This window comes from Klebsiella sp. FDAARGOS_511, from assembly GCF_003812845.1.
In the GTDB taxonomy this organism is placed as follows: Bacteria; Pseudomonadota; Gammaproteobacteria; order Enterobacterales; family Enterobacteriaceae; genus Klebsiella; species Klebsiella grimontii.
Genome location: NZ_CP033824.1, coordinates 680,028 through 701,908, shown reverse-complemented (window position 1 = coordinate 701,908; position 21,881 = coordinate 680,028). Strand labels below are relative to the sequence as shown.

22 protein-coding genes are annotated in these 21,881 nt (G+C 57.7%); 21 read left to right on the top strand and 1 reads right to left on the bottom strand.

Translation table 11 applies throughout. The features are described from left to right. Nucleotides 1-15: 15 nt before the first annotated feature. From EGY08_RS04565 to EGY08_RS04490, 16 genes are all read left to right on the top strand, one after another. Entirely contained in the window at nt 16-219 is a 204-nt protein-coding gene (locus tag EGY08_RS04565) for a hypothetical protein (protein ID WP_073550107.1), read from the top strand. 56 nt (nt 220-275) lie between these two features. Continuing rightward, nucleotides 276-1,205, top strand: a complete 930-nt coding sequence (locus EGY08_RS04560; RefSeq protein ID WP_073550105.1) for a phage capsid protein — start codon at nt 276-278, stop codon at nt 1,203-1,205. 13 nt (nt 1,206-1,218) lie between these two features. Continuing rightward, nucleotides 1,219-1,743, top strand: a complete 525-nt coding sequence (locus EGY08_RS04555; protein ID WP_016808576.1) for a gp436 family protein — start codon at nt 1,219-1,221, stop codon at nt 1,741-1,743. Then, nucleotides 1,740-2,186, top strand: a complete 447-nt coding sequence (locus EGY08_RS04550) for a hypothetical protein (RefSeq protein WP_073550103.1) — start codon at nt 1,740-1,742, stop codon at nt 2,184-2,186. The genes EGY08_RS04555 and EGY08_RS04550 overlap by 4 nt, the downstream gene beginning before the upstream one ends. Then, nucleotides 2,174-2,377, top strand: coding sequence for a DUF7210 family protein (locus EGY08_RS04545; protein WP_025712861.1), 204 nt, complete (start codon nt 2,174-2,176; stop codon nt 2,375-2,377). Before EGY08_RS04550 ends, EGY08_RS04545 begins: the two co-directional genes overlap by 13 nt. Next, a complete protein-coding gene (locus tag EGY08_RS04540; protein ID WP_073550101.1) occupies nt 2,364-3,116 on the top strand; it encodes a hypothetical protein in 753 nt (250 codons plus the stop codon). The genes EGY08_RS04545 and EGY08_RS04540 overlap by 14 nt, the downstream gene beginning before the upstream one ends. Further along, a complete protein-coding gene (locus tag EGY08_RS04535; protein ID WP_073550099.1) occupies nt 3,113-3,595 on the top strand; it encodes a DUF6631 family protein in 483 nt (160 codons plus the stop codon). Before EGY08_RS04540 ends, EGY08_RS04535 begins: the two co-directional genes overlap by 4 nt. A 160-nt stretch (nt 3,596-3,755) precedes the next feature. Beyond that, a complete protein-coding gene (locus tag EGY08_RS04530) occupies nt 3,756-7,256 on the top strand; it encodes a phage tail length tape measure family protein (protein ID WP_073550097.1) in 3,501 nt (1,166 codons plus the stop codon). Next, entirely contained in the window at nt 7,253-8,437 is a 1,185-nt protein-coding gene (locus tag EGY08_RS04525) for a hypothetical protein (RefSeq protein WP_073550095.1), read from the top strand. The genes EGY08_RS04530 and EGY08_RS04525 overlap by 4 nt, the downstream gene beginning before the upstream one ends. After that, nucleotides 8,424-9,239, top strand: coding sequence for a phage BR0599 family protein (locus tag EGY08_RS04520; RefSeq protein WP_073550093.1), 816 nt, complete (start codon nt 8,424-8,426; stop codon nt 9,237-9,239). Before EGY08_RS04525 ends, EGY08_RS04520 begins: the two co-directional genes overlap by 14 nt. A gap of 12 nt (nt 9,240-9,251) precedes the next feature. Then, on the top strand, nt 9,252-9,485 hold the full coding sequence (locus EGY08_RS04515; protein WP_065810896.1) for a hypothetical protein: 234 nt from the start codon (nt 9,252-9,254) through the stop codon (nt 9,483-9,485). Nucleotides 9,486-9,495: 10 nt separating this feature from the next. Continuing rightward, nucleotides 9,496-9,699, top strand: coding sequence for a hypothetical protein (locus EGY08_RS04510; protein ID WP_016808567.1), 204 nt, complete (start codon nt 9,496-9,498; stop codon nt 9,697-9,699). Next, entirely contained in the window at nt 9,700-12,408 is a 2,709-nt protein-coding gene (locus tag EGY08_RS04505) for a phage tail protein (RefSeq protein WP_073550091.1), read from the top strand. Further along, a complete protein-coding gene (locus tag EGY08_RS04500; protein WP_073550089.1) occupies nt 12,405-13,217 on the top strand; it encodes a hypothetical protein in 813 nt (270 codons plus the stop codon). The genes EGY08_RS04505 and EGY08_RS04500 overlap by 4 nt, the downstream gene beginning before the upstream one ends. Nucleotide 13,218: 1 nt before the next feature. Then, the gene (locus tag EGY08_RS04495; protein WP_073550087.1) at nt 13,219-15,351 is read left to right on the top strand and encodes an SGNH/GDSL hydrolase family protein; all 2,133 of its coding nucleotides are present in this window, start codon (nt 13,219-13,221) and stop codon (nt 15,349-15,351) included. 7 nt (nt 15,352-15,358) lie between these two features. Next, on the top strand, nt 15,359-16,159 hold the full coding sequence (locus EGY08_RS04490; RefSeq protein ID WP_073550085.1) for a hypothetical protein: 801 nt from the start codon (nt 15,359-15,361) through the stop codon (nt 16,157-16,159). A gap of 73 nt (nt 16,160-16,232) precedes the next feature. On the opposite strand, the gene hpxW is transcribed toward EGY08_RS04490, so the two are convergent. Continuing rightward, on the bottom strand, nt 16,233-17,822 hold the full coding sequence (gene hpxW, locus EGY08_RS04485) for an oxamate amidohydrolase (RefSeq protein ID WP_123828278.1): 1,590 nt from the start codon (nt 17,820-17,822) through the stop codon (nt 16,233-16,235). Between the two features lie 167 nt (nt 17,823-17,989). On the opposite strand from hpxW, the gene hpxU reads away from it, so the two are divergent. The 5 genes from hpxU to EGY08_RS04460 all read left to right on the top strand — a co-directional run bounded on the left by hpxU (nt 17,990) and on the right by EGY08_RS04460 (nt 21,881). Then, nucleotides 17,990-18,829, top strand: coding sequence for a MurR/RpiR family transcriptional regulator HpxU (gene hpxU / locus EGY08_RS04480; protein WP_004131213.1), 840 nt, complete (start codon nt 17,990-17,992; stop codon nt 18,827-18,829). 214 nt (nt 18,830-19,043) lie between these two features. Further along, nucleotides 19,044-19,829, top strand: a complete 786-nt coding sequence (locus tag EGY08_RS04475) for a transporter substrate-binding domain-containing protein (protein WP_004871415.1) — start codon at nt 19,044-19,046, stop codon at nt 19,827-19,829. Between the two features lie 9 nt (nt 19,830-19,838). After that, nucleotides 19,839-20,504 carry an amino acid ABC transporter permease gene (locus EGY08_RS04470; protein WP_049114166.1) on the top strand — a complete coding sequence of 222 codons (666 nt, stop codon included), beginning with the start codon at nt 19,839-19,841 and terminating at the stop codon, nt 20,502-20,504. Then, nucleotides 20,504-21,160, top strand: a complete 657-nt coding sequence (locus tag EGY08_RS04465; RefSeq protein ID WP_004871411.1) for an amino acid ABC transporter permease — start codon at nt 20,504-20,506, stop codon at nt 21,158-21,160. Before EGY08_RS04470 ends, EGY08_RS04465 begins: the two co-directional genes overlap by 1 nt. Further along, nucleotides 21,141-21,881 carry an amino acid ABC transporter ATP-binding protein gene (locus tag EGY08_RS04460; RefSeq protein WP_004131222.1) on the top strand — a complete coding sequence of 247 codons (741 nt, stop codon included), beginning with the start codon at nt 21,141-21,143 and terminating at the stop codon, nt 21,879-21,881. Before EGY08_RS04465 ends, EGY08_RS04460 begins: the two co-directional genes overlap by 20 nt.

Here is a 21,881-nt window from a genome sequence, read left to right as displayed (position 1 = left end):
CATCAGGAGAACACTATGTCGCGTATTGTACTGACCCTCGACCAGATACGGAGTCTTTACTCTTTTGCTGAGGGTGAAGGACAGCCCGCTTACATCATCACCGACGGAAGCATCCCGGCTTTTGAAGCTGACGATGGCTCGGTGGTTCCCGAATATACCGGCCTGATTGTTTATTCCGAATCAGAGCAAAGCGGCGTACTGCAGTTAGCTGACCAGTAACCGGCCATTTAACGTTTATGGCCGGTTTATCCGGCCCTTTTCAGGAGTTCAAGAGTATGTCCAAAGCACCGTTTCCCATTGACCCCCACCTGACGGCGATTGCCATCGGGTACCGTAACCTCTCCCTGATTGCCGACAGCGTGTTACCGCGCGTGCCGGTTGGGAAAGCAGAATTTAAATGGTGGAAGTTCGATCTCGGTCAGGGCTTCACCGTACCGACCACCACCGTCGGACGGACGTCGCAACCCAATCAGATTGAGTTTGATGCAGAGGATGAGACCTCCTCGACCAACGATTACGCCCTTGATGCACCGGTTCCGCAGTCCGATATCGACAATGCTCCGGCCAATTACGATCCACTGGGCCGTGCGACCGAGCGCGTGTCCGATATCATCATGCTCGACCGCGAAGTTCGCACCAGTAAAGAGGTGTTTAACGCGGCCAATTACCCTGTGGGTAATAAAGAAAATCTGGCTGCTGCTGACCAGTGGGACAACGACGCGAGCAAACCGATTAAGAAAATTGTCACTGCGCTCGACAAGATGATCATGCGTCCGAACGTGGCAGTACTGGGACGCTCTACGGCAACAGCCCTGCGTCAGAACCCGTCGGTCGTGAAAGCCTATAACGGCACACTGGGCGAAGATGGCCTGGTACCGCTGGACTTCCTTCGCGGCCTGCTGGAACTCGACGAAATCGTCGTCGGTTCGGCGTTCGTCAATATCGCCCGACCGGGCCAGAAGCCTGTACTGGTGCGTGCCTGGGCCAACCATGCCGCCTTTATCTACCGTAATCTGCTGGCTGATACCCAGGGTGGCGTGACCTTCGGCTTTACCGCGCAGTTTGGCTCCCGTGTCTCCGGTTCTATTCCTGATCCGGACATGGGTATGCGCGGTGGCCAGCGCGTCCGTGTCGGTGAGTCAGTGCGCGAGCTGATTGTTGCTCCAGACTGCGGCTACTTCTTCCAGAATGCCGTATCGGCATAAGCGGAGGCGAGTGATGGCCGTGACCTGGTATATCTCCCTTGCTGAACTGGCTGACCGCCCGGGCGCGGTCGAGCTGTCTCAGGTGACTCAGCTTCCGGGCAAGCCTCCGGCCCGACCGGAGCTGCTGGATGCGGTATTGCGTGGGGAAGAGACCACGTCATGGCCTCCTGCTGAAGTGGCGGTGGCCCTTGAGGTGGTGGAGCGCATTGGCGGGGCGGTGGAGGAAGCCCAGAACCTCATTGATGGTTATCTCCGTCAGCGCGGTTACACCCTGCCGCTGGTGAAGGTCCACCCAATTCTGAGCAGCTGGGGCCGCTCAGTTGTCCGCTACAAACTGCATCAGCATCGTATTTCTGATGAACGGACAGACCCTATCGTCCGTGATTACCGCGATGCAATGAAACTGATGGAGCAGCTGGCCAACGGCAAATTCAGCCTCGGCGCAACCGATACGCAGAAACCCGCTGGCGGTCCGCCGATGGTGGATGGCCCCGGTCGCACGTTCAGCATGGACTCACTGAGGGATTTCGGAAAATGAGCAGCGAACCGTTTTCCATCAGTCTGATCGTCGAGCGCCTGCACCCACTGACGCCGTCCCCGCTGAGCTTCCTTGGCACCATCGTCGAATACAGCCAGGTGACGGAGTTATCCGGTTTTGCGGTCCCCGGGGCGTATGTGCTGATGGGGCCTGAGCGCGGCGTTCCGGGGAACGGGAGTCGGGCACAGGTTGCCGAGGCGGTCTTCGGCGTGGCCGTTGCCGTGCGCAACTATGGCCAGGGTGCAGACGGTCTGACCCATGAAATCAGCCCGCTGGTAGGCCAGATACGCGACCAGCTGATTGGCTGGGTGCCCGGCAAGCTCGCGACCACCGGTATCCAGTGGCTCAAGGGCGACATTCTGGACTATGACGGCGGTACCCTGCTCTGGATGGATACCTTCCAGGTCAATCATGTTATCGGAGGCAGACGATGCCCGACGTAAAACTCCTGCAGCCGCATACCCATCAGGGTAAGCGCTTTGCAGCCGGTGAAACCATCACCGTGACCGAAGCCGAAGAAGTCTGGCTCCGGGACCATCAACTTATCGGGGTTGCCACTCCGGTCGTCAGCGACACTCAGGGCAACCGTGGCAAAAGCAAACAACAGGAGCCGGAAGACAATGGCACAGCTTGAAACCTACTACTACGGCCAGGGGAAAGTGTTTCTGGCCCGTCGTCTGGCTAACGGCAAGCCCGGTGCATTCCGCTGGGTTGGCGATGTATCGGCCTTATCGCTGGCGCTGACGGTTGAGCGTCTTAACCACAAAGAGAGTTATTCCGGACGCCGGGGCACGGTGCGCAGCTTTGTCACCAACCAGGACGGTACGCTGACGTCAACGTGGCACGATCTGGCCCCGGAGAATCTGGCCGTGGTGCTGTACGGTGAGCAGGTTGTGATCCCCGCAGGCACCATCACCGGCGAACTTCTTCCGGCAGGTATTGCGGCGGGTGAACGCTACATTCTGGACCATCAGCGCGTCAGTGACGTGGTTATCGGTACTCTGGTGGAAGGGACCGACTATGAAGTGGATTATACCTACGGGGCGATCACCTTCCTGACCGCTCAGGCAACGGCACCGTCCGTGAATTATGAGTATGCAGGTTCGGTCAACACCACACTGTTCACGCAGCAGCCGGAAGATTTTTACCTGCGTTTCGAGGGGATCAACCTTGCCGAAGGCGGTGCGGCGAAGATTCTGGAGCTTTACAAAATCTCCTTCTCCCCGGCCTCAGCGCTGGCGCTGATTCAGGGCGATACCTCGCTGGCCGGGCTGGAAACCACCTCCACCGTGCTGTACGACAATGCCCGCCCGGACGACCCGACCATCGGTCGCTTTGGCCGCGTCATTGATGTTGCGGAGCCTGTAGCATGAGCAAGCAGAAACCCGCCGATACCGAAGACGAGCTGAGCGTGCTGCTCTCGACCCGCAATATCACCATTGCGGGCCGGGGGCTGGTTATCCGCGAATACACCCTGATGGACATGCTGCAGCTGGGCGACAAGCTTGATGCGCTCACCCACAGTCTTGCAGAGGTCATGCAGACACCGTGGCCACCGCTGGAAGAGGTTGAATCCGTGCTGCGAAAGCATGCAGGAGATATCCCGGAACTCATTGCCTGTACCGTAGAACAACCTATCCCGTGGGTGGCGCTGCTGCCCGCCGGTGAGGGGCAGACTCTGATGGACTGGTGGTGGACCCAGAACCGCCGTTTTTTTATGAACGCTGTCGTCCGGCTGGAAACCATCAGGGCAACACGGGCGAAATTGTCGGCTTCGGCAGCATCTTCGCAACCCTCATCCGGGCCGGACACGACCCGGGCAGGCTCGGAACCTACACCCTCCGCCAGTTGACGCTGTATTACAGCGAAGCGCTACGGCAACACCGGCAGGCGTGCATTGACCGCGTATTTGACGTCAATGCCGCATTTGCCGGTGGCAATACCGCCACCCAGCGGGTGAATGCCCTGAAATCCTGATCGGGGCTTTTTCTTCCTTTATATACAGGTGCGTCATGGCCGATAACTCCACCCTCAATTTAATGCTGAAAATCCGCGCCGACCTCGCGGATGCCAGCCGTGCCCTGCAGGGGCTGGCCGGAGATGTGGAAGACGTTGGCTCTGCAGCAACAACCAGCTCGCAGAAACTCAGTACCACTGCCCGGGCACAGGATAGCGTCGCCGAATCAGCACGTAGCCACGCTCAGGCAGAACAGAGCGCCGCCGCCGCTGCGTCACAGACCGGCGATGCGGCCCAGCAGGCGGCGACAGATTATGCCGGTTATCAGGCAGCAATCGCCCGTACCCGGGCCGAGATGGGCTCGCTCCAGAATGGTATGGACGGCACCACGGCAGATATTGATACCCAGCGTGCTGCGCTGAGCGCCCTGGTCAACCGTATCGATCCAGTCGTCGCCGCCTATGGCCGACTGGATGACATGCAGGAGCAGCTGAGTGCATTCCGTGGCGCGGGTCTCGTTGGTGATGATGATTTCGAGCAGTATTCCTCGCGTCTGAACGAACTGCGCCTGCAGGTGGAAAAATCCGCTCATGCCGCGTCCGATGCCGGGCGCAAGGAAGCGGCTGCAGCCCGGGAAGCCGCTCAGGCTGAAGCACAGGCTGCGGCCACTAAAGAACAGTTCATCAACCGGCTGCGCGAGCAGGCCGAGACCATGAACCTGACCACCGCCGAGCTGCTGCAGTATAAAGCGGCACAGCTTGGCATTTCGGCGGAAGCTGCGCCGTTTATCCAGAAGATTACCGACCAGAACGCCGCCATGAACAAAGGTGGCATCAGCGCCGGTCAGTATGCTCAGGCCATGCGCTACCTGCCAATGCAGATAACCGACGTCGTCACCTCGCTGGCCAGCGGAATGCCGGTATGGCTCGTGGCCATTCAGCAAGGCGGGCAAATCAAGGACTCGTTTGGGGGCGTGGGCAACACCTTTAAAGCGCTTCTGAGTATCATCACCCCCGCCCGTTTAGCGATGGGAGGGCTGGCTGGTATTGTTGCTGCTGTGGGCATTGCAGCTGTTTCGGCGATGAATGACCAGGATGAATTAAACCGCTCGATCCAGAAAACCGGCAACTATGCCGGTGTGACCTCCGGCGAACTGGAGCAGATGGCGCAGCAAGGTGGCCAGTTGCGCGGTAATTACAGTCAGGTACGCGATATCCTGAATGGTCTGGTCAGTAGCGGCCGCTTTACCGGCGAAACGCTGACCTCTGTGGCCCAGGCTGCGACGTTGATGGCAGAGCTGTCCGGCGACTCGGCTGATCAGGTTGTGTCAAACTTCCTGAAGATGAGCGACAGCGCAACCACGTGGGCCGCCAACACCAACCAGCAATATCATTTTCTGGATCTGGAGACTTATCAGCGCATCCAGAGCCTGGAAGACCAGGGGAGAAAAGAAGAAGCGATAGAAGTCGCATCTCAGGCATTTAAGAAGGCAAGCGAAGAACGCCTTCGCACAATGGAGCAACAGCTCAACCGGGCTGCGAGAGCATGGAATAATGTAAAAATTGCGGCCACTGGCGCATGGGAATCGTTTAAAGATAAAGCCGGTGGTGCTCTTGGTTTGGATGTTCCGGCTGACGAACTGACAGATAAAATTAAGGAATTAGAAGCCAAAATTGCAGCTGCGGGTAGTGATACTGAGGTTGCCATGCAGCCTCGTGAATACCAGGAGTCAGTGAAGCGATACAAAGAGGATCTGGCTGTACTGAAGGAAAAGCAACAGGCTGAAGAAAAAGCCATTGCAGTCGAAGCAAAGCGCAAACAAACCGATGCCGAGAGCATTGCTGCAGCCGAGAAACTCCAGAAACTCTGGAAAGGCAACCGCTCCGAGATTGAAAAAGAAGCAGATGCGGTAGAAGAAACCCGTAAGAACTATGAAACGTTATGGAAGAGCGCCAGCGGTCGGGACATGCTCCAGTCCCGTGGCGTCACTTCCACCGACGGTAAAAACTTTTCCGGCGGTCAGTGGGATACCGACACAAAAGCGCTGGATAAATCTGGCCAGAAGGCGGAGCAGTACAACAAACAGCTGCAGCAGACGCTGAACCAGAAAAAAGCCATCACCGAGCTGGACCGCGTCGAGGCTGAAATCCGCAACGGCACGCTCTCAAGTGCGACCAAAGCACAACAGGATGAAGCCCGGGCGCTGGCCAAAAAAATTGACGCGGCCAACGCGGCCAATAAGGCGACAAAAGAAGGACAGTCGCTGGCCAAGCAGCAGGAAACCTCGAATAAAAACTTCGTCAAACAGCTTGAGGATCAGGCCGCAAAACGCACTCAGGGTGCCGCAGCGACCCGCGCCCAGGAGATTGCCACCCGCAACCTGACCGCCGAGCAACGTCGCCAGGCGGAAGCAGCCAACGCCGCCATCACCGCCCAGGAGTTTAAGGGGCAGAACCTCCAGCTGCAGCTGGAATACATGCGCGATACCGGCGACACCGCTGGCGCATCAATGCTCGAGCTACAGAATCGCGTATCTGACCTGCGCCGCGAGTTTGAAGCCAGCGGCAACACCGAAGGTCTGAACTGGCTCGATAAGCTGCTGCCGGTCGCTGAAACCAAAATCCGCGTCGATGACCTCAAAAAGCAGCTCGACGACCTGTTCACCTGGCAGTCCCAGCAGGAAACCAGCATTCAGGCGCAGGTTCAGGGTGGTCTGCTTAATGAGATTCAGGGGCGGCAGCGCCTCGTTCAGCTTCACCAGGAAGTTGGCGACAAAATCAAGGGCTACCTCCCGCAGCTGAAAGAGATGGCCACCGCCCCCGGTGAAGCCGGTGACAAAATCCGGGAGATGATCCGCCAACTTGAAGAAGAACTCGGCAAGCTAAATCAGGCGGGTAATGAGCTGACTCAGGCATTCCGCGACGGTCTGCAGAGCGGTATCGAAAGCTCTCTGATGGGGCTGGCCAAAGGCACCATGAACCTGCGTGATGCGGTGAAAAACCTCGCCCTCACCATCATTAACAGCATGGCACAGCTGGCGGCACAGCAGCTGGCGCAGATGGCGACGTCCAGCCTGATGGGAGCTTCAGGTGGTATGGGCGGACTGATGGCCAGCGTCTTTGCCGCCGATGGCGGTCAGGTTCGCGGTCCGGGCAGCACCACGTCCGACTCCATTCCGGCGATGCTCTCCGACCAGGAGTTTGTGACCCGCGCCGCTGTGGTTCAGCAGCCTGGTGCGCTGGACTTTCTGCACGCCTTTAACCGCCACGGTATGGCTGCGGTTGAAGGCTGGCTCCCGCGCGTTCGTCATGCCACCGGTGGTCTGGCGGGCATCCCCGCGCAGAATATGCCGGTCCCGACCTCCGTGCCTGAAACCGCGATGGCCACACCCGCCGCTGCGTCGCAGCAGCCCATCAGCCTGCAGCAGCAACTGGTGCTGGACCCGTCCGAGGTTTATACCGCCGGAGCGCAGACGCTGGCTGGCCAGCGCCAGTTCACCACGTCGCTCAAGGCGCAGGTGCCGACCCTGAAACAATGGCTGGGGCTGAATAAATGACAACGATATTTCCCTGGCTGGCAGATCCCGACTGGTCCCGTGGCGTGACTGAGACACTGGAGTGGAAGACCGAGGTACTGCAGTCGCCAACCGGTGCTGAGCAGCGGATTTCCCGTCGACTTTCACCGCGCCGGACGTTTGAGTTCACGGTAATGCTGTATGACACCGCCCGCCAGCGCTTCGAGCATATGCTCTGGCAGGGCTGCGCAGGTACCTGGGCCATGCCGGTTTATCCGGATGTTTACGCGCTGCCGGCAGCGGTGTCCAGTGGCGCGACCGCGCTCTCCATTCCGACCGCCGGGCGTGACTTTACCGTCGGCGGAACGGTGTTGCTGAAAACCGATGAGTCCTCTGATGCAACCAGCCGGATGGCCACCATTGCCGGTATAACCGGGGATACCCTGCAGCTGGGCTCTCCGCTGACCGACAGCTGGCCTGCGGGCTCGCTGGTTTATCCGGTACGCCCGGCAGTGCTGACGGAGCCGCCGTCGCTGTCACGTATCACCGATACCGCGACGACCGCGCAGGTGCGCTTCCGCATCGCAGAGCACAATGCCTTCAGCGATGCGCCGGTGCTCACACAGTACCGTGGCCACCCGGTGCTCGAGTCCGAAACCGACTGGGGTGAATCGGTCAGCGGGAGCTATCAGCCTCTGATCCGTGAGCTGGATAACGGCAGTAGCATGCCTCTTCGCATTGATACTGCAGGTCGTCCGTTCTGGCGGCAGACGCACAACTGGTTCACCACCAATCGTCCGGCACAGACTTCCCTGCGTCAGCTTCTGTGGTACCTACGGGGGCGTCAGCGCCCGATATGGGTGCCGGGGCAGACACTGGACTTTTCCCCGACGTCCGCCATCAGCGGCAATGCTGTTGATGTTGTCGAGGCAGGCTTTACTGAACTGGGCATCCGCCCGGGTCGCCGCGATATCTGCATTCTGCTAACGGATGGCTCCCGGCATTATCGCCGCATCACCGCAGTCAGTCTGGTCAGCGGTGCGGAGCGTCTTGCACTTGACGGCGACGCCATTTCAGCAGGCCAGCACCAGATTGTTTCCATTTCCCTGATGACCCTGGCTCGCCAGGACGCCGACAGCGTGTCCTGGGAGCATGCGACCGACGCCGACGGCGTGGCCCGGATTGCCACCACTTTTACCGGAGTACGTGATGAGCTGGAGTGAGTTTGAATATTCCGTGGCCGATGGCCAGCCGCTGACGCTGTATGAGTTCCGGCTGGGCGACAGCCTGTTCTGGCGTTATAGCAACGCCGACAAAGATATCGACTTTGCCGGTCAGGTCTGGGAGGCACAGGCCATCAGCAACAGCGGCCTCAGTTCCGGCAGCGGTGACGGAATGGATATCACTGTTCCGGCCAGTAATCCGGTGGCGCTACTGTTTCGTGCCACACCACCCTCGCGCACCGTCAGGGTGCGGGTCATACGCTGGCACGCGACGGATTCCTCCGGCGAGTTTCGCGTCGTCTGGATCGGGGAGATCAGCAGCGTCAAACGTGAGCAGATTGAATCCTGCAAGCTGATCACCATCAGCCTGGCCAGCACGTTTACACGGGTCGGACTCCGTCTCACCTGGGGGCGTCAGTGCCCGTATGCGCTGTACGACCATAACTGCCGTGTTGATCCTCTCCGATTTGCGGTCAGCGGTGTGGTGGTCACCGCCCTTGATGGCTCCTCCATTACCGCAAGCCTGCCAGCCGGGCTGGCCAGTGACTGGTTCTCGGGCGGTTACATTGAGTTTGACCGCAGTGGCTATACCGAGCGGCGCGGCCTGCGTGCGCAGAACGGAAACACGCTGCATCTGTTTGGCGGCACAGCCGGTCTGCAGGTCGGGCAGTCCGTCACGCTGTACCCGGGTTGCGACCGCACGATCGCAACCTGTGACAGCAAGTTTTCCAACCATCTCAACTACGGTGGCCAGCCGCATATGCCGGGTAAGTCGCCGTATACCATCATCAAACTGTTTTAGGAGGGATATGCCATGTGGTGGGTTGTAGCGAAATATGTGGCGATTCTGGTCGCATCGTATGTCCTCAACACGGCCTTAGCACCCAAGCAAAAAAACTCCACGCCGGAAGCGGCCACCGAGGACGACTGGAACATGCCCATGCCCGATGAGGGCACACCGCAGTGCGTCTTCTTTGGTGACTGCTGGACGGCGGACTGGTTCGTGCTCGGGTACGGCAATTATCGCTATCAGGCCATCAAAAAATAACGGAGGCGCTATGTGGATCACGATGGAACATATTCGCGCAGGTGGCGGCTGTGCATGGGGGCTGCGGACCTTCTTTTCCCGCTATAACCTCGACCTGCAGGCGTTCATCCGTGACGGCGGGATTGATTCAGACCAGCTGGCCGGAACCGGCGACGCGCTGGCGATTCAGATCGTCGAACTGGCGCAACAGACTCAGAAAGAAGCGGGAGCATAAATGGGCGGTAAAGGTTCAAAAAAAGTCACCGTTGGCTATCGCTATTCCTGGGATGTACAGGCGGGGCTGGGGCGCGGTCCGGTTAACGAAATTGTGTCGATCATGGCCGATAAAAAGACGGTCTTTGCCGGTACGCCGGGGCAGATTTCATCCAGCACCTCGGTGTACATCGACAAACCCGGTTTGTTCGGCGGCGATGATACCGGTGGTGAGGGTGGCATACAGGGTCAACTGGATATCATGATGGGCGAACCGGATCAGGTGCCACCGGCATCGCTCCTGAAGTTGCTGACGGGGTTAGTGCCGGGGTTCCGTGGCGTGGTGACCACCTTCTTCAGTGGCCTGGTCAGTTGCTACAGCGCCAGCCCCAAACCGTGGTTATACCGGGTTCGCCGTACAACAAAAGGCTGGGACGGTGATGTCTGGTACCCTGAGAAAGCCACCATCATGCTGGAGAACAGCGAGGCACAGCTTGATGATGAAGCTGATCTCCTTTCGGAGCAGCTCGCCAACCTCCGGGCCATTCATGCCATGAACCCGGCCCACATCCTTGTGGAATGTGCCACTAACCGCGACTGGGGACGCCAGCTGACGCTCGCAGATGATCTGAACCTCGATAGCTACCGTGTCGCCGCCGACACACTGTTTGATGAAGGTTTTGGCCTGTGCTTTCGCTACAACCGCCAAGATGGCCTGGACACGTTTGTGCAGCAGATCCTCGACCACGTGGGCGCGGTGCAGTATGCCGACCTCGAAACCGGCAAACTGACCCTGAAGCTGCTGCGCGGGGATTACCGTGTCGATGACCTGCCGCTCTTCACTTACGATAACGGCATTATCGCCGTTCAGGATGACGACAGCGCCAGCACCACGTCGAATCCGAATGAGATTGTCGTGACCTGGAATGACCCCGTTACAAATGCTGATGGCGAGGTCCGGGCGCAGAACCTCGGGGCGATACAGAATACCGGACTCAACAGCAGTTCGGTCGAGTACAAAGCGATCCCCACACATTCACTTGCCGCCCGCGTAGCCCAGCGAGACCTGGAGACGGCCCAGTCAGAACTGACCCGCCTGGTCATCCAGTTTGACCGGCGCGGGGGTATTCTGCGCCCGGGTGATGTTTTTCGCGTCCGGTTGCCCGACCGCAATATCGACAATATGGTGCTGCGCGTGGGGAAAATAGAGGAAGGCGACACCGGCGTCCTGACGCTGACTGTGGTTCAGGATGTTTTTGGCCTCCCATCCACCTCTTACAGCTCCGGGCAACAGGACAGCGGCTGGACACCGCCGGATAAATCCGCCCGACCTGTCACCATTCAGCGGCTGATTGAGCTGCCTTATGCTGTTCTGGCCGGGACCGTCAGCGAGGCTGAGCTGAACTATCTGAAACCTGAATCCGGCTATCCTGGCGTGATGGCCATCGCACCAACCTCACTCAGCATCAACTATCAACTGCAGACCCGCGCAGCGGGAGCCACGTTCGCCGACCGTGGCCAGGGTGACTGGACGCCATCAGGAACGCTGACGGCTCCCGTCGGGCGACTCGATACCGTCCTGCATGTCAACATGGCCATCTTCCCGACCGTTGGTGATGGTTTGATGGTTAATGATGAAATCATGCGTGTGGACGCGGTCGATATTCCTGCTGGCACCCTCGCGGTCGGGCGTGGTTGCATGGACTCCCTGCCGTCAGGGCATTTTGCAGGGGACCGCTGCTGGGCGTATCAGGATGCGCTGGACTCGGACGGGCTGGAATACCTGTCCGGTGAAACGGTTGAGGCTCGTTTGCTCACCCGGACCAGCACGGAGACGCTGGGGGAATCAGCTGCTCCGGTGGCGGCGCTGACCATAACCGGGCGTCAGGCCCGACCGTATTTGCCCGGGAATATCCGTGTGAATGGCGTGCTGTATCCCGATGTGGCGGCCAGCGCAGATAACTTTACTCTGGCATTCTCTCATCGTGATCGCCTGCTGCAGGCCGACCGCCTGATTGACTGTACCGAAAACAGCATCGGCCCCGAACCCGGAACAGAGTATGTGGTGAAACTGATTGCTCAGAGCACCGGGAGCGAGGTCTGGTCGTTGGCCACCAGTGACGCCAGCATCCCGATCCCCTATGTCACCGGTGATGATGATGCTGATGTGCATACTCTGACGCTGCAGAGCCGCCGTGATGGACTGATGTCGCTTTATACATTCGGGACGGGACTGCCTTCAGGTCGTTATAAGGCGTTCCCGCTCACCGTCACCCTGTCCCTGACTATTGTTGATGGTAGCGACTGGGCCACGGTAACGCCGGAAGATACCACTTCTGGTGCAGTGCCAGAGCTGCACGCTATTGCTGATGCTGCCGGAGTCACGGCCTGGTATCCACCCGACCTGTTGGCCAGCAGTCTTTCCATTCCAGGCGATGATATTGAATGGCCAGCCGGTACCTGGCCAACGTCGCCGTGGTCGTTCGGCCCCCATCCGGTGCTGGCCATCGCGCAGTGGACTGAAACCAGCGGGCCACTGACCGTGCTGGCGCTGGAAGGAGATGCCTCTGCGCTGCTGCTGGATTCCGTAACCGGGTCAGCCGCAGCTATCGAATGGGATGCCGGTATTTATCTCGCAGAAACGGATATCACTATTTTCACGGCAGGCGGTCCCGTTTTGAACGAGGGCATAATTTCCCTGGAACTGACTGAACGGAGTATCGGGCCATGAGGGAAAACTATTATTATGGTCAGGGTAAGGTGTTCCTGGCACCCAGAGATAATAAACGCGCATTCCGTTGGGTCGGCGATGTTTCATCATTGAAAATAGCGTTTTCGTATGAGCAACAAATAACAAAAGCATCACGTGGCGGACAGCTCTATCAGAATCAGCGAATCATTACCGGAGCCAGCGGCTCTATCAGTTCAACCTGGCATAATTTCTCGGTTGAAAATCTGGCGCTGTTATTGGGTGCTCAACCGGTGGATGAACCGTTTTCATTTAATGAGCAGTTCGCCGTACCTGATGGAGTGGTTAAAGGGGATATTATCGCGCTGCCCCATACCACGGTTTTTAACGTCAATATTAATGGGCTGGAACGTAATTCCGATTATGTTGTTGACCGCCAGTTCGGCACGATTGAGTTTCTGGTGTCCCCTGAATCGACAGGTCTTGTTGTTGCTTACGAGCACCTGTTTAACCAGTGGTTACCGTTTTTCTCAGCGAAAACGCAGGAGTTTTATTTGCGTTTTCAGGGAGTGAATATTGCTGAGGATTCAGATCCTGTACTGCTGGAACTGTACAGAGTTTCTGTTGATCCCCTGGCGACATTAGAAATGATTAGTAGCGGCACGGACATCGCAGTCATGGATATGACCTCGCTGATCCTTCCTGATTTTAATCAGCAGACAGGAGAGGCTTTCAGCTATTTCGGGCGGATGCAGGTTGTTGCTCCGCAGTCACCGCAACCACCGCAAATCGCCCTGACTTATGATGGTCGGGCCAATTATGACGGGCAATATCAATACCGAGGTAAGTAGTATGTCAAATCTGCAGGAAACTCCTGTCTGGGTAAGTGGTATCTACCAGCTTACTGAAGAGACCCCGGTACTCGGTAAGCAGGATGATGTCCCGGGGGATGGCCCGGCAAATCTTCAGGCGCAACAGCTTGCTAATCGTACCCAATATTTAAAAGCAATGATGGAATCTATTGCTGACTGGAAAGAGTATACATTTTATAAAACAGAATCTGATCCTGATGGCACTATTGCAGGGGTTCAGGGGACTGAGAGCGGAAAGGTTTTCCGGGTTGCTCAGGGTATTGCTGAAGTTATTTCATTCAAATATTACCTGAACGATTCAGGCACTCCAAGGTTAATTGCATGGTTGATTGGACAGGGCTCTATTTCCAACAACATTCGCATTTACTCTTCTGATATTAAAGCGAAGCAAGATGTAGATGCAGGAAATATCCTTGCCGGTGCTTATTGCTGGATTGTTAGTTCTTCTGATTCCATTCTTGCAGATGAGTTTATTAACGACGCAGGGGCATTGCAGCCCACTGGACGAAAAATTCCAACACATGAAGCTATTGAGGCAATTCGTGAACTTATCAAAAAATTGTCTACCATCGCCTTGGTTGATGACAATTTTTTCCCTTTTTTCGTGGATGGGACAGGAAATGTACCTGTGTACTGGGATAATGGTTTCGCTGTTTCCCGCATTGCCACATCGTTGTATCAGATGATTTATGCTGATGTTCACGCACGCCTGGGGGATGCACTGAATAAGCAGGTAACAGGGGTTTCCCCAGGTTTTTTCCCGTTATTCACTGACAGCGCCGGTAATGTTCCTGTGTACTGGGATGGCGGACTGTGCGCATCAGCAATATCAACAGGGCTGCTGGAAAAAATATGGGCTTACATCAATACAATTATTGCTGATGCCCTGAATTTAAAAGTTACGGGTATCTCGCCTGGATTTGTCCCTGGGATGACTGACGGTGCAGGGAATGTGCTGTTCTGGTTCCAGAATGGTGAGCTGGATGCAGGCGGTATTGGTCCAAACATTGGCGGATCGCTAGCCAGATTGTACCAGCGCCGGATGTATACCGCCGCTTATAGCATTCCGCTACATACTGACGGTCGAACCCTTTGGCGCTGGAAAGCGAAGAAAGCACAGCTCAAAGCAGGCCTGGCAGTCCGTCCACACTTCATGCTGACGGGGGACAGCTGGACGCAAAATAACGAACTTGCAACCGCTATTGCGGGAATACTGCACGCGGATTACGGCGATGCTGGTTTAGGCTGGCGTACCGTTAACTATGGTGCCGCGCGGGACGGTTCAAATATTTTCCGCTCCGCCGGGTGGGACCTGTACGACTCGTCACCGACCAGCGGAGCGCCGCTTTATGGCTGCGGTATTGATGGGCAAACCATTAATACGACGACAAACACCGCCTATTTCAATGTGACTAACGTGCGCTGTACTGATTGCCGGATTTACTATCAGGACCTGAACGGCAAGTTTCAGTACGGTTACGACGTTGGCGGCGTCACGCAGTGGACTGAAGTTATCTGCGGGAATTCCGGCACGACCAAATCAGTGCTGCTGACGGGAATGCCGGATGAGGTCCGAACTATCTATGTTAAAACCGATGGCAACGCCGGACGTGTTGCTATCCACGGATTCTATCTCTGGCGCAGTGGCGTGGCAGGCTGTGTGATGAGCAAAGCGGGTAATGCGGGGATTCTGGCGGACCAGTTCCTGTTGTTCTCAGACAAAATAGCGGAGTACCTGAGCACAATGCAGCCAGACGTCATTTGCATCGTGATCGGGAATAACGATTACCGAATTTCAGAATCGACAGCCACATTCCGTACTGCTCTGCAAACCTATATGGCTTCTTGTCGCTCAGTATTGCCGGACGTCGGCTTTATTCTGATGGCACCACCGCGAACAAACGGGACGGCAGTCACTCCCCTTGTGGATTTCCGCGACGTGATGTTCGACCTCTCGCAGACACTGAATGTTGAGTTCTTCAGTATTTACGACCTGTTTGATACCTGGACTGAGATGAACAGCCTGGGCTGTTTTGTTGACAATCTGCACCCCAGTGCTACAGGCAGCAACCTGATCGCATCCACTTTGAATACCGCACAGATTAAAGGCTGAATGAATTATGACAAATGATATCTACATTCCAAAACTCGGTGACGTCGTTATTCCGGGCACACATCCCAAAATCGGCCATTTTATGCAGCCTGACTTGCCTGTCACTGCAGGGTTAAAAGCGATGTACATCCACGGCGGTTCGGTTGATCTGAGCATCAGAAACCGGGCTGATAATTCAGCACCACTGACCCTGGTCGGCTCACCCGAGATTGCCAGCGGATTTGGGGCGGTATGTGGTTTTGGAAAATGTTTTGATACTGGAAAAGTTTCCACAAAAAACCAGACTCACATCGTGATCTGCAAACCGGTAAAGCCGACGGCGGCCACCGAGACCCAGCAGGCTTTTATGATGGGGAATTACAGCTATTCCGGTGCGCCTGCAGTCTACCGTGGTGACGGGCTCGCTTTTCTGTTCTCCGGGCAAAGTCTGTATGGAGCGTTCGTAGAAGACAATGGTGCTACACCGTTGAACATGATCAACTACTACAGCGCAGCATATGACACATCGAAGTGGGCAGCTTTCGTGGAACTGGTTGATGGTGATAACGGTATAGCGAGGATTGCCGCCCGGCAAGGAGGATCTCTTAACTGGCAAAACTCAAAGGCTCTGACCAACAGGACGGCATACACCGACCGGACTATTCGTATCGGGTCACATCATGCACCTGCTGCCTATCCTGCCGGTGCCAATATTACTATGGGGCTTGAACTCATATTCGATGTTGCATTGACTCAGGCACAAGTCGCATCAGTACTAGACAGCGTTAGCGCGTATCTCAGTACAGCCTGGGGAATAACCGAACTATAGTTTCTGACGAATTGCAGTTTTTAATAGAAAACTGCAATTCCTTTTCATCCACTGTAAAAGACATTCTCTGCATTTATCGCGCATCCACATCTGCATTTATCGCGCCCGGCATCACGCTGGCCCCCTCGAACAGACCGTTGGGGTGGCGAACGATCGCCCCGGCGTGGCCCATGGCTTCGCTGAAATCGGCCAGCACTTCAACGTCGTGCCCCAGCTGACGCAGGCGGGCAACGCATTCGGCGCTGAAGCGGCCTTCCAGCTTGAGCGAGTCGGAAGTTTGCCCCCAGGTACGTCCCAGCAGCCAGCGCGGTCGGGTGATGCTCTCCTGCAGCGGCGCGTTTTGCAGCACGTAGCGGGTGAAAATAGCGGCCTGGGTTTGCGGTTGGCCGTCGCCGCCCATGGAGCCGTACACCATCACCCGGCCATCGTTCAGCCTTGCGGCGGCGGGGTTGAGGGTGTGAAACGGCTGTTTGCCGGGCGCCAGCGCCAGCAGGTGGCTCGGGTCGAGGCTGAAAGAGGCCCCGCGGTTCTGCCAGACAATTCCGCTCTCCGGCAGCACCACGCCGCTGCCGAATTCGTGATAAAGGCTTTGAATAAAGGAGACCGCCAGTCCGCTTTTATCGATAACCCCCATCCATACGGTATCGCCAGGACCTTTGCCCGCGCCCCACGGAGCGGCCTGCTGGTCGTCGATGTTATCCGCCAGCGGTTGCAGCGCCGCCGCTGCCAGCAGGCTCTGGATATCGACATCAAGGTGACGCGGATCGGTGATATGCGCGTCGCGCAGGCCGAAGGCCAGCTTGGTCGCCTCAACAATGCGGTGGATGGTCATCGCATCGTCGGCCTCGGCCATCGCCAGCCGGTCGGTGATGCCGAGAATGGCCAGCGAAACCAGCCCCTGGGTCGGCGGCGCGAGGTTCCACAGTTCCCCGTGCTGATGCTCAAGCCTGAGTGGCAGCGGGCGGCGGGCGCGATGCTGCTGCAGATCGCTGAGGGTCACGGGCAGTCCATACTGTTCCATGCCGCGGGCCAGATGCTCCGCCAGCGGCCCGCGATAGAAGCTGTCCAATCCTTCCTCGCTTAGCCGGCGCAGGGTGTTCGCCAGCGCCGGCTGCAAAAAGCGGCTCCCGGCTTTCGGCGGCTGGCCGTCCACCAGAAAGGTTTCGGCGAAGCCGGGCTGGTCGCGCAGTTCACTGAATTTCCCGGCGGTGGCGCTGGCCTGCGAGGCGGTAACCGGGATGCCGCTTGCGGCGTAGCCGATGGCGTCTTCCAGCAGCCGCGACAGCGGCAGCGATCTTCCGCTTAACTCGCGCGAAACCTTCAGCGCTTCTTCCCAGCCGCTGACGGTACCCGCCACGGTGAGGGCCGCCTGTGGACCCCGGTGGGGGATCTGCGCCAGGCCGGCGTAGGCCTGCGGCGTCGCCAGCGAGCCCGCCGCGCCGCTGGCGTCAATGGCGATGGGGTCGCCTTCGGGCGGCACGATAAGCCAGAAGCCGTCGCCGCCGAGGCCGTTCATATGCGGATAAACCACGGCGATGGTGGCGGCGGCGGCGACCATCGCTTCTATCGCGCTTCCGCCTTCGCGCAGAACCGCCAGCGCGCTCTGGCTGGCCAGATGATGGGGTGCGACCGCCATCCCGTGGGCGGCAACATGACTTTGCATGGGGTGTCCTCAATTAACCAAATCGTCCGAGAGGGTTGCAAAAGCTGTTCCATGTCTGAACGTAAAGTTTCAATCGCTGCTGGTGAGGGGCGTTTTTTGCCGAACTGGCATGCATTATGAAAGGCGTTAACGGTATAGTGCGGTGAAACGAAAGTTACAGAGGTCTTATGCAACAGCTTGATGAACGACTAAAAGAGCAGTACCCGTCTTTATCGCCGCAGGAACAGCGGGTGGCGGATTTTATTTTCGATCATTTTGATGACCTGATTAGCTACAACAGCGCGGAGCTGGCGCAGCTTAGCGGGGTATCGAAAGCCACAGTCAGCCGGCTGTTCAAGCGCCTGGGCTATGAGAAATATAAAGATATGCGCGATGAGCTGCGCACCCTGCGCCAGAGCGGAATGCCGCTGACCGATAATCGCGATGCAGTGCAGGGCAACACGCTGCTGGCGCGCCATTATAAACAGGAGATGGCCAACCTGACCCAGTGGGTTAACGCCCTTGATGTCCAGCAGTTCGCCGAGGCGATTCAGGCGCTGGTGAGCGCCCGGCGTATCGTGATTATCGGCATGCGCAATGCTTATCCGGCGGCGCTGCATTTGCGCCAGCAGCTTTTACAGGCGCGCGGGCAGGTGCTGGTGCTGCCGCAGCCGGGACAAAGCTTAAGCGAGGAGCTGGTAGATTTAACCGCCGACGATGTGGTGGTGGTGATGGCATTTCGCCGCCGTCCGCGAATTATTCGCCCGCTGCTGCAGCAGCTACAGAGCAGCGGTATTCCGGCGCTGCTGATGTGCGAACCGCAGGCCCACGGCCTGTTTCCGCTGGCGCGCTGGCAGCTTTGCGCGCCGTTGGATAGCGTATCGGCCTACGATAGCTACGCGTCGGTCAATAGCCTGATCAATCTACTGTCGAACGCATTTCTGCACGAAATTCTCGATAAAGGCCGCCCGCGGATTCACGATATTGCCACCCTCTATCAGCAGCTGGACGAGCTGGAACAACGATAATGGGGCGCCAGCGTGGTGCCTTGCATGGTTTTGGTGCGATAAAATAATGAGGAAACGCGCAGTCGTTTCCTCTTAATTCCTCACTTTCCCTTGTTTTACCTCTGTTTAGCCAAATGCCGGGCTAACACGATGCGCGGCGATTTATCTGGCACATTAGTTGCAAAAGTGACTTTAAAGAATCTTTTGTTTCATGCTAACGTAACGGGTAAACATCATGAAGAAACTGTTGATCGCACTGGCCGGGGCCGCTTGTCTGTTAACCAACCTCTCGGCGGCGAAGGCTGACCAGCTCCAGGATATTGAAAAGCGCGGCACGATCCGCATTGCGGTGCCGCAGGATTTTCCGCCTTTTGGCTCGGTGGGTACCGACCTTCAGCCGCAGGGCTACGACATCGATATGGCGCGCTACCTCGCCAAACAGATGAAGCTCAAGCTGCAGCTGGTGCCGGTCACCAGCGCCAACCGCGTGCCTTATCTGCAAACCGATAAGGTGGACCTGGTGATTTCCAGCCTCGGTAAAAACGCCGAGCGCGAGAAGGTGATCGATTTCAGCCGCGCCTACGCGCCGTTCTTCCTCGGCGTATTTGGTCCGAAGGGCGCAGAGCTGAAAGACCCGGCGGCGCTGAGTGGTAAAAGCGTTGGCGTAACCCGCGGCGCGGTGGAAGACATGGTACTGACCAGCGTGGCGCCGAAAGAGGCGCAGATTAAGCGCTACGAGGACAACAACACCACGCTGTCGGCGTATCTCTCCGGCCAGGTGCAGTACGTCGCGACCGGCAATCTGGTGGTGGCGGCGATCTCCCGGCAGAACGCTGACAAAGCCCCGGTGCCGAGCTTTATGCTGAAAGACTCGCCGTGCTTTATCGGCCTGAAGAAAAATGAACCGGCCCTGAAGGCGAAAGTGGATGCGCTGATTGAGCAGGGCGTAAAAGACGGCACCCTCAACGGGCTGTCCGAGAAGTGGCTGAAAGCGCCGCTGCCTGCCAGCCTCGGCGCGTAAGGTTCGGGCATGACGGAGCAACTTCATTTCTCTGAGCTCTGGCCGCACTGGCCGGAGCTGCTGGCGGGGCTGTGGGTGACCATTCAGCTGACCGTGCTGGCGACCATAGGCGGCCTGACGATTGGCATTTTCGGCGCCGCCGTTCGCAGCGGACGTCCGACGTGGTTCAGCCGGATATGGGGCGGGTATGTCGAACTGATTCGCAACACGCCGTTTGTGGTACAGCTGTTTTTTATCGTCTTCGGCTTACCGAATCTGGGGCTGAAGATGACGGCGGGCGAGGCCGCGCTGCTGGCGATGGTGGTGAACCTCGGGGCCTACAGTACTGAGATCGTGCGCGCCGGTATTCAGGTGACGCCGAAAGGGCAGTGGGAGGCGGGGCGCGTGCTGGGGCTGACCCGGTCGCAGACCTTCATTCAGGTCATTCTGCCGCCCGCGCTACAGCGCATTTATCCGGCGCTGGTGAGCCAGTGCATCATCGTCATGCTCGGTTCGTCGGTGGTGTCGCAGGTCTCTTATGAAGAGTTGACCTTTGCCGCCAACCTGATTCAGTCGCGCACCTTCCTCAGTTTTGAGGTCTATCTGGTGACGACAGGGATTTATTTAGCGCTATCGATAACGATGCGTCAGCTGCTGCTGGCGGCGGGACGTAAATGGCTGGGGGTACAGGCATGATGACCACCTTTACCGATTGGGACATTGTCCGCAATCTGCTGCTGGCCGGGCGCTGGACGGTGCTGCTGTCGCTGGTGGCGTTTCTCGGCGGCGCGTTGGTGACTCTGCCGCTCCTGCTGCTGCGCATGACCGGCGGGCGCCAGGTAAAACGCCTGATCCGCGGCTATATCGAACTGTTTCAGGGGACGCCGCTGCTGATGCAGCTGTTCCTCGCCTTTTTCGGCGTGGCGCTTTTCGGCATCGACGTTTCGGCGTGGACCGCGGCCTCGCTGGCGCTGACGCTGTACACCAGCGCTTTTTTGCTCGATATCTGGTTCGGCAGCATTCGCGCCCTGCCAAAGGGGCAGTGGGAAGCCTCGCGTTGTCTGGGGCTGAGCTTTGGCCAGACGCTGTATCGCGTCGTCGCGCCACAGGCGCTGCGGATCGCCATCGCCCCGACGGTGGGGTTCGCTGTGCAGGTTATCAAGGGCACGGCGCTGGCGTCGATTATCGGCTTCGTCGAGCTGACCAAAGCGGGCACCATGCTGACCAACGTCACCTATCAGCCGTTTAAAGTCTTTGCGCTGGTGGCGCTGGGCTATTTCATTCTGTGTTATCCGCTGTCCCGCTACAGCCGTTATCTGGAGAACAAATTCAATGCCTCTCATCACCATTAATCAGATGCAGAAGTATTACGGCGATAACCACGTGCTCAAGGGCGTCGATCTGGATATCGATATGGGCGAAGTTATTTCGATTATCGGCCGCAGCGGGTCCGGAAAAAGCACGCTGCTGCGCTGCATCAACGGGCTGGAAGGCTATCAGGAAGGCAGCATTAAGCTCGGCGGGATGACCATTACCGACCGCGACTCGCAGGCGCGTGAGATCAGCCGCTCTATCGGCATGGTGTTCCAGAACTTTAATCTGTTCCCGCATATGACGGCGCTGGAAAACGTGATGCTGGCGCCGCGTCGGGTGCTGAAGAAGAGCGCCGCCGAGTGCCGTGAACTGGCCCAGCGGATGCTGGAAAAGGTCGGATTGGGCGACCGGCTCGATTACTACCCGTCCAGTCTCTCCGGCGGCCAGCAGCAGCGCGTGGCGATTGCCCGCGCGCTGGCGATGTCGCCAAAAGTTTTACTCTGCGACGAGATCACCTCGGCGCTGGATCCGGAGCTGGTGGGCGAAGTGCTCAAGGTGCTGGAGCAGCTGGCGGCGGAGGGCATGACGCTGATTCTCGTGACCCATGAAATGAATTTTGCCCGCGAAGTGGGCGACCGCGTCGTATTTATGCATCAGGGACGCGTCTGGGAGCAGGGCGATAGCAAAACGCTGTTCGCCAACCCGCAAACCAGCGAACTGAAGCAGTTTATTTCCTCCGTGCGCGGCCTCAATCAATAA

Bases quoted from the DNA above. Each gene is read 5' to 3' on its own strand.
- EGY08_RS04565 (WP_073550107.1), top strand. From the start codon at position 16: ATGTCGCGTATTGTACTGACCCTCGACCAGATACGGAGTCTTTACTCT.
- EGY08_RS04560 (WP_073550105.1), top strand. From the start codon at position 276: ATGTCCAAAGCACCGTTTCCCATTGACCCCCACCTGACGGCGATTGCC.
- EGY08_RS04555 (WP_016808576.1), top strand. From the start codon at position 1,219: ATGGCCGTGACCTGGTATATCTCCCTTGCTGAACTGGCTGACCGCCCG.
- EGY08_RS04550 (WP_073550103.1), top strand. From the start codon at position 1,740: ATGAGCAGCGAACCGTTTTCCATCAGTCTGATCGTCGAGCGCCTGCAC.
- EGY08_RS04545 (WP_025712861.1), top strand. From the start codon at position 2,174: ATGCCCGACGTAAAACTCCTGCAGCCGCATACCCATCAGGGTAAGCGC.
- EGY08_RS04540 (WP_073550101.1), top strand. From the start codon at position 2,364: ATGGCACAGCTTGAAACCTACTACTACGGCCAGGGGAAAGTGTTTCTG.
- EGY08_RS04535 (WP_073550099.1), top strand. From the start codon at position 3,113: ATGAGCAAGCAGAAACCCGCCGATACCGAAGACGAGCTGAGCGTGCTG.
- EGY08_RS04530 (WP_073550097.1), top strand. From the start codon at position 3,756: ATGGCCGATAACTCCACCCTCAATTTAATGCTGAAAATCCGCGCCGAC.
- EGY08_RS04525 (WP_073550095.1), top strand. From the start codon at position 7,253: ATGACAACGATATTTCCCTGGCTGGCAGATCCCGACTGGTCCCGTGGC.
- EGY08_RS04520 (WP_073550093.1), top strand. From the start codon at position 8,424: ATGAGCTGGAGTGAGTTTGAATATTCCGTGGCCGATGGCCAGCCGCTG.
- EGY08_RS04515 (WP_065810896.1), top strand. From the start codon at position 9,252: ATGTGGTGGGTTGTAGCGAAATATGTGGCGATTCTGGTCGCATCGTAT.
- EGY08_RS04510 (WP_016808567.1), top strand. From the start codon at position 9,496: ATGTGGATCACGATGGAACATATTCGCGCAGGTGGCGGCTGTGCATGG.
- EGY08_RS04505 (WP_073550091.1), top strand. From the start codon at position 9,700: ATGGGCGGTAAAGGTTCAAAAAAAGTCACCGTTGGCTATCGCTATTCC.
- EGY08_RS04500 (WP_073550089.1), top strand. From the start codon at position 12,405: ATGAGGGAAAACTATTATTATGGTCAGGGTAAGGTGTTCCTGGCACCC.
- EGY08_RS04495 (WP_073550087.1), top strand. From the start codon at position 13,219: ATGTCAAATCTGCAGGAAACTCCTGTCTGGGTAAGTGGTATCTACCAG.
- EGY08_RS04490 (WP_073550085.1), top strand. From the start codon at position 15,359: ATGACAAATGATATCTACATTCCAAAACTCGGTGACGTCGTTATTCCG.
- hpxW (WP_123828278.1), bottom strand. From the start codon at position 17,822: ATGCAAAGTCATGTTGCCGCCCACGGGATGGCGGTCGCACCCCATCAT.
- hpxU (WP_004131213.1), top strand. From the start codon at position 17,990: ATGCAACAGCTTGATGAACGACTAAAAGAGCAGTACCCGTCTTTATCG.
- EGY08_RS04475 (WP_004871415.1), top strand. From the start codon at position 19,044: ATGAAGAAACTGTTGATCGCACTGGCCGGGGCCGCTTGTCTGTTAACC.
- EGY08_RS04470 (WP_049114166.1), top strand. From the start codon at position 19,839: ATGACGGAGCAACTTCATTTCTCTGAGCTCTGGCCGCACTGGCCGGAG.
- EGY08_RS04465 (WP_004871411.1), top strand. From the start codon at position 20,504: ATGACCACCTTTACCGATTGGGACATTGTCCGCAATCTGCTGCTGGCC.
- EGY08_RS04460 (WP_004131222.1), top strand. From the start codon at position 21,141: ATGCCTCTCATCACCATTAATCAGATGCAGAAGTATTACGGCGATAAC.